General features: G+C 58.9%; 6 protein-coding genes and 2 pseudogenes. All 8 read right to left on the reverse strand.

Annotation, left to right across the window (positions count from 1 at the left end; genetic code table 11):
• Positions 1-166: 166 nt before the first annotated feature.
• Positions 167-376, reverse strand: a pseudogene (locus NKI38_RS32815) (IS6 family transposase); the annotation flags it as partial.
• A gap of 278 nt (positions 377-654) precedes the next feature.
• Positions 655-2,055 (reverse strand): CapA family protein, encoded by a 1,401-nt coding sequence (locus NKI38_RS32820; protein WP_352664942.1) that lies wholly within the window; start codon positions 2,053-2,055, stop codon positions 655-657.
• A gap of 62 nt (positions 2,056-2,117) precedes the next feature.
• On the reverse strand, positions 2,118-3,146 hold the full coding sequence (locus NKI38_RS32825; protein ID WP_352664944.1) for an ABC transporter ATP-binding protein: 1,029 nt from the start codon (positions 3,144-3,146) through the stop codon (positions 2,118-2,120).
• Positions 3,143-4,150, reverse strand: coding sequence for an ABC transporter ATP-binding protein (locus NKI38_RS32830; RefSeq protein ID WP_352664946.1), 1,008 nt, complete (start codon positions 4,148-4,150; stop codon positions 3,143-3,145). The genes NKI38_RS32825 and NKI38_RS32830 overlap by 4 nt, the downstream gene beginning before the upstream one ends.
• Position 4,151: 1 nt before the next feature.
• On the reverse strand, positions 4,152-5,033 hold the full coding sequence (locus NKI38_RS32835) for an ABC transporter permease (RefSeq protein ID WP_352664948.1): 882 nt from the start codon (positions 5,031-5,033) through the stop codon (positions 4,152-4,154).
• 1 nt (position 5,034) lies between these two features.
• Positions 5,035-5,976 (reverse strand): ABC transporter permease, encoded by a 942-nt coding sequence (locus NKI38_RS32840; protein WP_352664950.1) that lies wholly within the window; start codon positions 5,974-5,976, stop codon positions 5,035-5,037.
• 6 nt (positions 5,977-5,982) lie between these two features.
• A complete protein-coding gene (locus NKI38_RS32845) occupies positions 5,983-7,581 on the reverse strand; it encodes an ABC transporter substrate-binding protein (RefSeq protein WP_352664952.1) in 1,599 nt (532 codons plus the stop codon).
• A gap of 655 nt (positions 7,582-8,236) precedes the next feature.
• Positions 8,237-8,545 (reverse strand): annotated as a pseudogene (locus NKI38_RS32850) (IS3 family transposase); the annotation flags it as partial.
• Positions 8,546-8,750 lie beyond the last annotated feature (205 nt).

An 8,750-nucleotide genomic window follows, 5' to 3' on the forward strand; every position in this document is an offset into this window, starting at 1 on the left:
CATGCTGACCTCCTTGCCCAGCATGAAGGTTGAATCAGATTTGCACGCCTAAGGGAATCCCAAGCCGATTCAGTCTCATTTCATCCCGCTCTAGAGGCGCCGGTGATCCTGTTCGATGCGATTGTTGAGATACCGGCTCTTGCGGGTGCGGATCGCATCAGTGATCGCCGCATGACGTTTCCTTGTGCCGGCTGAAACGCTCCAGTGCATTTGCGGCGAAAAGTGGACGACCCAGCGATGCACGGTAGGAGTGATCGACGCTTAATCCGCGCTTGGCCATCGTTCTTCCAGATCGCGAAGGCTGAAATTCTAGGCCAGGTACCACCGGGCGCATAGCAGGGTCACCGAACTGGTCGAAATGGCGGCCCTTCAACATTATGCACTCCTCCACAGCTGAGGAGCGTTCCATGCCATGGTCCGCTTACTGAACAGTTTGCGACCGAACCCTGGAAGTATGCTGCCATCGCCCGAGCACGTGCCGCAATTCGGGCATCTACGCGCGCGGCCCTACTCGTTACTCCTACGTGCTGCGCTCTGCCTCCTTGTCCGTTATATGCCTGCGTTCAGCCGGGCCTAAGTGCTCAAATGTTTTTCGGGGAACCGATAATCGGAATCGAGACAGATACGTATAGAATGGCGCAGCCCAGCCGAACATCACGGCGCAGTTGGACGCAACCTGATCACTCCAACATCGTTCTCGATTGCGATGTCAGTCCCATATGGCTTCGAGAGTGTCTGTAGACGCTCCAAAATGGCCTTTGCATGCAGCCCGGCGACCAACCGCGGGAGGCCTCGGTTAGCAAACCTCTTCGAGTAACCGAGTTCGACAGGGTAGAGCCGCAGTTCAGCCAGCTGATTCTGCTCAAAGCGGCTAACGGTGATGATGCTCTCATAGTAGACTGGGGCGGAGAGCGCTTCTACAAACCCCTCAGCGGTAGGGTACCCTTTTGCTTCCTCTTCGACTGTCACCTCGGCATCTGTATCGACCCTCGGGTCCTTCCCATAGACCTCGAACATGTCAGCCCCCGCAGGGGTCCGGAGCTGATCGTAGAAGAAATTCCCCAAGCTGTAAAAGATGGGCCGGCCCATGTAGATCTCGATTCCTCGCAGCAGGTGCGGTCCGTGCCCGACATATGCGTCAGCTCCGGCGTCAATCATTCGACGCGCAAACGACTGCTCGTAATCGGCGGACTCATGGCTCCAGTTCCCGGGATTGTGACAATGGTTCGTTACGATGCAGAAGTCTGAGAACTGCTTGCCGCGGCGAACGTTTCGTAGAATGTCGGCGACATCTCGCCGATCCGCTTCGTAGCTGTAGCCGGCCTTTTCGCCAACTTTATATTTCATTCCAGCGAAGGCGACCCGGTTCGGATCAGCACGGCCGGGCTCGGAGTCGGGCAGCGCATCGCGCACCTGCCTCAAATTTTCGAGCATTTCTGGCCGCACCACGATGCTTTTCTCCAAACGGAGTGCGTTGAGCCCCGGTCTGCCAGGCGCCTCGCCGGCGGGATCACCCGCACGAGCCATTGGGGCAAACGATGTAGCAAACGACACCAACGCCACGCGACCTCGGACAGTCTCCAGAAAGCGAGCGGCCCCGGCTTGTGCGAGATTCTCGCCCGCACCTGCATGGATGATGCCGTTCTCATCGAGCACACGGCTCGTCTCGCGCATGCCTTCAAGGCCCCAGTCGAGGGTATGGTTGTTCGCGCGACTGACAGTGTTGAACCCCATCGCCTTCAGATCGGGGCCAATCTCTGGCAAGCTGATAAGATACGCACCGCCGTACTCAGCCTCCGGGCTTCCCTTGAACGATCGGATATCGAAGATGTTGGTTTCTAGGTTGCCAAACGTGACATCGGCATCACGAAGGATCTTGACGAGGCCATCAAAGCCGGGATGTTGGTATTTCGTCAGCGGCCGCGACAGGATGAGGTCACCCACTGCTACCATGGTGAAACCGTCCGCCACGTTTGTTTGTACTGAACCGACCGTATCGAAGTTGTCATCCTGCTCGACGACGCGAGGACCGTTTTCGCGCAAATGCTTTTCCATACAGCTTCTCCTTTAGTTACGTATGCTTCTTGGCAACGATGTTGGATGTCAGAGGACTGGGGCTACGCCACAGGGGCCCAGGAATTGGCCAGCGCTGCCGACTGGGTAGGCATGCCCGTGGCCGGAGCGCGCACGTGGCATGCCACGACCCGCCCGTCTGCCATCGGCACCAAAGGGGGCACTTCGATGCGGCATCGCTCCACCGCGAATGGGCAACGCGGATGAAACGCGCATCCGCTCGGCGGATTGATCGGGCTTGGCACCTCGCCCTCGACGGGGGCCTCCAGCCGAATCCGCGTAGGATCGGGCGCTGGAGCTGCCGCGATCAGCGCCTCGGTGTAGGGATGGACCGGTTTCGCGAAGAGCGCCTCGCTAGGGGCGAGCTCCACGATCCGCCCCAGGTACATGACCGCAACGCGATGCGCGATATGCTCCACGACGCCCAGGTCATGCGAGATGAAGACGAAGGCGATGCCCATCTGCTGTTGCAGATCCAGAAGCAGATTCAAGATCTGTGCCTGCACGGAGACATCTAGGGCTGACACGGCTTCATCGGCGATGATGAGCGAGGGGTTAAGCGACAGGGCGCGTGCAATGCCGAGCCGCTGCCGCTGACCGCCCGACAATTCGGACGGGAGCCTGTGCATCATTTCGGGCGACATCCCGACTTTTCGGAGAAGGTCAGCAGCAAGCGCGTTGCGCTGCTTGCGGCTGAGACGCTCAAAATTCTCGACAGGCTCCGTGATAATTTGCCCGGCAGTCAGGCGCGGGTTCAGCGAGGAGTAAGGATCCTGAAACACCATCTGCATCCGACGGCGCCAGGCGCGGAGCGCGTCCTTCTTGAGGCCCGCAATATCGGTCCCGTCGATCAGCACGCGCCCAGCCGTCGGCTCGACGAGTCGCATTAACAGCCGCGCGACAGTCGACTTGCCGCAGCCGGATTCACCCACGATGCAAAGCGTCTCGCCCTCCTCGACGGAAAAGGATACATCCTCCACCGCCCGGATTACCGGAATGGTCTTCTTCAGGAATCCTGCACCGAGCGGATAATACTTGGTCAGATTCTCGACTTTCAGCAGAGGGCCGTTCATGCGCCCATCACCTCTTCGGCGCGCCAGCAAGCTGCGGCGTGGCTCGATCCGACATCACGCAAGGGGGGCCTCTTCTCGCGGCAAATGTCGATCGCAAAGGGGCAGCGAGGGGCAAAACTGCAGCCGGCAATAGGTTCGCGCAGACTTGGCACGATGCCGGCAATTTCTGGAAGGCGGCGCTGACGGCCTCGCCGCGGATCAGGCACCGATCGCATCAGCCCCTGAGTGTAGGGATGCGCCGGACGCGCAAACAAATCTATCACGTTCGCTTGTTCTACGATCCGGCCGGCATACATCACGATCACGCGTTGGCATGTCTCGGCGATCACCCCCAGGTCATGCGTGATGAACATGACGGCCGTTCCCGTGCGCTCTTTCAGCTCGACGATGAGCCGCAGGATCTGCGCCTGGATTGTGACATCGAGTGCAGTCGTCGGCTCATCGGCAATCAACAGTTCCGGTGAGCAGGCCAGGGCCATGGCGATCATAGCGCGCTGGCGCATGCCACCCGACATTTCGTGGGGATAGTTGTTCACGCGACGCTCGGGGTCGGCGATGCGGACCAGACTGAGCATCTCCTTGGCTTTCGCCATGGCAACGGGCCGCGAGGCCTTGGTGTGGAGCTGCACAGCTTCCGCGATCTGGTGCCCAACCGTATAGACCGGGTTCAGACTCGTCATAGGCTCCTGGAAGATCATGGCGATCTGGTCGCCGCGGATCTTTCGCATCTCCCGATCGGACAGTTCGAGCAGGTCGCGCCCGCGAAAACGGATCTCGCCGCCAACCGTCCTGGCGGACAGCTTCGGCAGCAGGCGAAGAATGGATAGAGCGGTGACGCTCTTCCCGCATCCGGATTCGCCGACGACCCCAAGCGTTTCGCCTTTGTTAACCTGAAAACTGATGCCGCTCAGGGCACGGGTGACGCTTTCCTCGCCGTAAAAATGCGTCTCAAGGTCGCGAACGTCGAGAAGCACATCATCCCCTGCAGATTCTCGCATCAGCATGTCAGCGTCTCCGCTTCGAGCGGGGATCGAACATGTCGCGCAGACCGTCGCCGAGAAGATTGACGGCAAGGACCGTGACGGCAAGGCAGATACCCGGTGCAAAGATCGTCATTGGGGCGATGGCAAGATAGAGGCGCGAACTGGCAATCATGTTGCCCCAGCTCGGAATCTCAGGCGGCACGCCCACGCCGAGAAAGCTCAGCCCCGCCTCCGTCAGGATCGCGCTGGCGCAGACAGTAGCACCTTGGACCATCAGCGCCGGAATGGTGCTCGGCAGGATATGCCGCCACAGCACCTTGGGCAGGCGCGCACCGCCGCAGAGCGCGGCCTCCACGTAGGGACGCTCGCGAACACCCAGAACCACCGAACGAACAAGCCGCGCTACGGCTGGCGTCTCAGGGATTGCGATGGCGACGATGAGGATGCCGATCCCCGGGCCTGTCAGAGAAATAAGCGCAATCGCCAGCAGAATGGTTGGGATCGACATCAGGCCGTCCATGATCCGCATGACGACGCTGTCGAAAGGGCGGCTGTAGCCGGCGAGGATGCCAATCAGGAGCCCGGCTAAAGACGCACATGTCGCCGACAGCAATCCGACCATCAGGGATACTCGGGCCCCAAAGATCGTTCGCGCAAACACGTCCCGGCCCAGATTGTCGCTTCCGAACCACATCTCGGCGGAAAGCGGCTGAAGGCGCTTGAATGGATCCATCGTCACCGGATCGCCGGCGTAAAGCGGGGCTGCCAAGGCCAGAACGACCAGGAGCCCTAGGAGGCCACCGCCGATCCAGACCAACGGGTGCCGCCTTGCGAGCAGGGGAAGATCGGACAGCTGCAGCCGACCCATCGGCACTACTTCAACTGGTACGGACAAAATCGTCATATCAGTACCGGATCCGGGGATCGATCAGCGTGTAGGCCAGATCGACCGTGAGATTGATGAGGACGTACAGACCCGAAGTCAGGACGAGCACGCTCTGGATGATGGGATAGTCGCGATTGTTGATCGCATCTACGACCAGGCGGCCGATACCGGGTATGTTGAACACCGTTTCCGTGAGGACGACTCCGCCTATCAAATAGGCGAAGCTTATGCCGATCACGGTCAGGATCGGGACGCCGGCATTCTTCAACGCATGGTGGAAAAGCATGGCATAGGCAGAAGCGCCCTTGGCGGCGGCTGTTCGCATATAGTCTTCCGACAGGACCTCGAGCATGCTCGCCCGCGTAACCCGCGCGATGAATGCAATGTAGCCAAGACTTAGCGCCACGGTGGGCAGGATCAGGTGCACAAACCAAGCCCCGAGGCCAGCATCGATCGGCACATATCCCTGGACCGGCAGCCAGTGTGCCCTGATGGCGAAAAAGTATATAAAAAAAAAGCCGATGACAAAGACCGGCACGGAATAACCGAGTGCCGAGAACGCCGCCAGGAGGCGGTCGACGAAACCGCCAGTTCGCCACGCGGCAAGGATGCCGAACGAGACCCCGACCGTCACCGAAAGGAACATCGTCAGGATCGACAGGGAAAGGGTCGGTTCAAGCCGCTGCGAGATTAGCTCAAGAACAGGCCGTCCGGCAAAGATCGAGGTGCCGAAATCGCCGCCCACCATGTCGCGCACCCAGCGCAAGAACTGAATCGGCATAGGATCGTTCAATCCCAGCTGCTCGCGGATGCCGGCGATCATCTCCGGCGTGGCCTGCCTACCAGCGATCATGGCCGCCGGATCGCCCGGTGCCAGTCTGAGAAGCAGAAACACGAAAATCCCGACCATCGCCATGACGGCGATGGTCGAAAACAATCTGCGAAGGACGTAGTCAGCCATCTCGGCTCAGGCCTTCTGCATGTTCCACATAGGGACAAGCCCCGGCATGCCGATGAGGCCGGTGAGTGCCTTGCGGCGTGCGATTGGCGAGACAGCTTCACCCAGTAGAACGGTGCCCACGAAATTCCAATATTCTTGTTGCATCTTGCGCGCCAGTGCCTTGCGCTCTTCAAGCGTTTCGACTTTCGCCCATTTGCCGCGAAGAGCCTCATATTCATCGCTCTTCGGCCAGCCAAACCAACCCTTCTCGCCATTCGCGCTTAGAGTGGGGTTGCCGACTGGATCGCTGCGTTCATAATCGGACTCGTTTGTGATGAATATGCTCCAGCCGCCGTTCTCGACAGAGCCGTTATTTGCCCGGCGTGCGACAAGCCCGCCCCAGTCGCTCGGCGCAAGCTCGGCATTGACCCCAATCTTCCGCAGCGTGGCTGCCAGAAGCTGAGAGGTATTGCTTGCCTCCGCCCAATCCGTGGGTTGGAGAATGACGACCTTCTCGCCGGTGTATCCGGCCTCCTTGAACAGCTGCTTGGCCTTTTCCGGATCACCACCTTTCTTGTACCATCCCGTGTTTTCGTCGTTGGAATAAGGCGTATGGTTTCCAAATATCGAAGTGACAACGCTAATGTATTCTGGAGGAAAACTGGTGCGCATGAATGCCTCCTGATCGATCAGGAGGAGCATCGCTTGGCGCGCCTTGACGTTGTCGAACGGCTTCTGCAGACAGTTCATGCGCATGAAGTAAACACTGCCCGACTTGTTCAGAACCTGCAGTGCAAGGTTGGGATCGGTCTCAATCGTTGAGTAAAGATCGGAGGCGGGCGTCCAAATGAAATCGACTTCGCCCGCCTGCAAGGCCGCGAAAGCAGTCTGCTGATCGGAAATATTGTCCCAGATAACGCGATCGACGTTGACGAGCTTTCCGCCGGCCAATCCATCGGAAGGCTCGCTACGAGGTACATATTTCTCATTGCGGTCGTAGGTGAAGTTCGCGCCTGGCTTGGCAAGAGCCTCGTTGAATTTGAAGGGTCCCGATCCGATATTCGCGGTTACCTGCTCTGTCGCAGGGCGGCTCGCGTCCTTCTCGCGCATGATGTACAGGCACGGCGGAGCCACTTTCGCCAAGATATCGCTCAGAATCCCCAACGGCTCCGTTAGCGCGATGGTGAAGGTCTTGTCATCCTTCTTTGAGATATCCTTGGCTCGCTCCATAATCAGTTTTCCGCCGGGATCCACCTGGGCCCAGCGACGGATCGAGGCTACGCAGTCCGCTGCGGTGACGGGAGTCCCGTCGTGCCAGCCCAGACCGTCGCGGAGCTCGAACGTATAGGTCTTTTTGTCGTCGGAAACGCCCCATTTCCCGATCATTTGCGGCTGCGGCGTCAACTTCGAATCAAGGGCAAACAGCGTATCGTAAACCGCCAGGGCATGGTTGGCAGTGATGGTTGCTGTAGTAACGACCGGGTCGAACACACTGAGGTCACCCATCACCATCCGGACTGTCCGCGCTGCGATTGGTGCTGTCTGTGCTCGCAGGACGGATGGGATCGATATAGCCGCTCCGGCGGCCAAACCCGCCTTGATCATTTCGCGTCGTGAGATTGTCACGTTACATTCCCCTTTTTTTGGCTGGAAGAGAGCTAGTCTGACTGCTGGGTGAAGCGGCTATCAATTCGTCGTCGCTCGGATGCTTAGGCGCATGCCGCAACACTAATTCCGCTCTCGGCGTTGCTTTTTTGTTAGTCAGTTTGCAAGTGCCGAAGGGCTTCCGTCAAATTCAGTGTTTGTATTGATGTCATCTGGATTTGAGATAGATGAAGGACGGCATAAGGCCCGAATGGGAGACTAGGGGCGCTCCGTCACTATTGCGTTCGTTCACGCGGCCACAGTCTGCTGCGCGTCACCCATCGCAGGCGCCCGCTCGAAGGGAAAATCTGATCAATGAAGAGAGCAGAGACAAGCTCGGTATATAGAAGCACATCCGTCAAGGTGTTCAGTCGCCAACCCTTGTGTCGGGTTCGAGCCATGCCTTTCGTAGGTAACTGAGGCGTTCAGGCTGGTAGTTTTGGGCATCAGTGCGTCATGTCGCTGTTGGGTAAGCCCTTGGATGTGCGCTCGAGGGTCCTAGTCAGTGTGCGGATCACACCCGTGCGCGACCTTCGCCTTGAACTCGGCCGAACCGTTTGTGTGTCGTCATTGAGGATCGTCCTTCCCATAGGTCGATCCAGCCTACGCCCTTGTCTCAAAAACGGGCACCACCTCTCTCATCGTCACGGGAACGAGCACTGGTGCTGCGGTAAACATGGACGCCCGACCGCGACACATCCAACGCACTGCACAGCCATACCACCCGCCAGAGGCTCCGGTGCCTCGCGATGAAAGCGAACCTCATGTCACTTCCCTCGCGAAGTAGGCTGGCCCTTTTTTAGGATGTCACGCTCCGCCTTCAGCTTCGCGACTTCCTTGCGAAGCTGGTCGATCTCCAATAGCTCCGGCTTCATCTGCCCCGGGAGCTGCGGATCCACAGCTCGCGTATCCATTTGCGCAGCACATTGTCGTGGAGATCGAGGTCTGGCGGCTTTCGCTTCCTCCCAATCAAAGCACACCGGCGCCAGCATCGACCAAGCCCTGTCCAGGCATCCGCAATCTTAACCACTATTCCATCCGCGAAGGGTAATCTGACCTAGAGCGGTTCGCATTTAGGTTGACTTGTAGCCTGCGCTTTCGATGTAGTTGTTGCATTCGTTTGGGGTGACGTCGTCGAGGGTGCTGGCGAT

Source organism: Mesorhizobium sp. M0621, from assembly GCF_040320745.1.
In the GTDB taxonomy this organism is placed as follows: Bacteria; Pseudomonadota; Alphaproteobacteria; order Rhizobiales; family Rhizobiaceae; genus Mesorhizobium.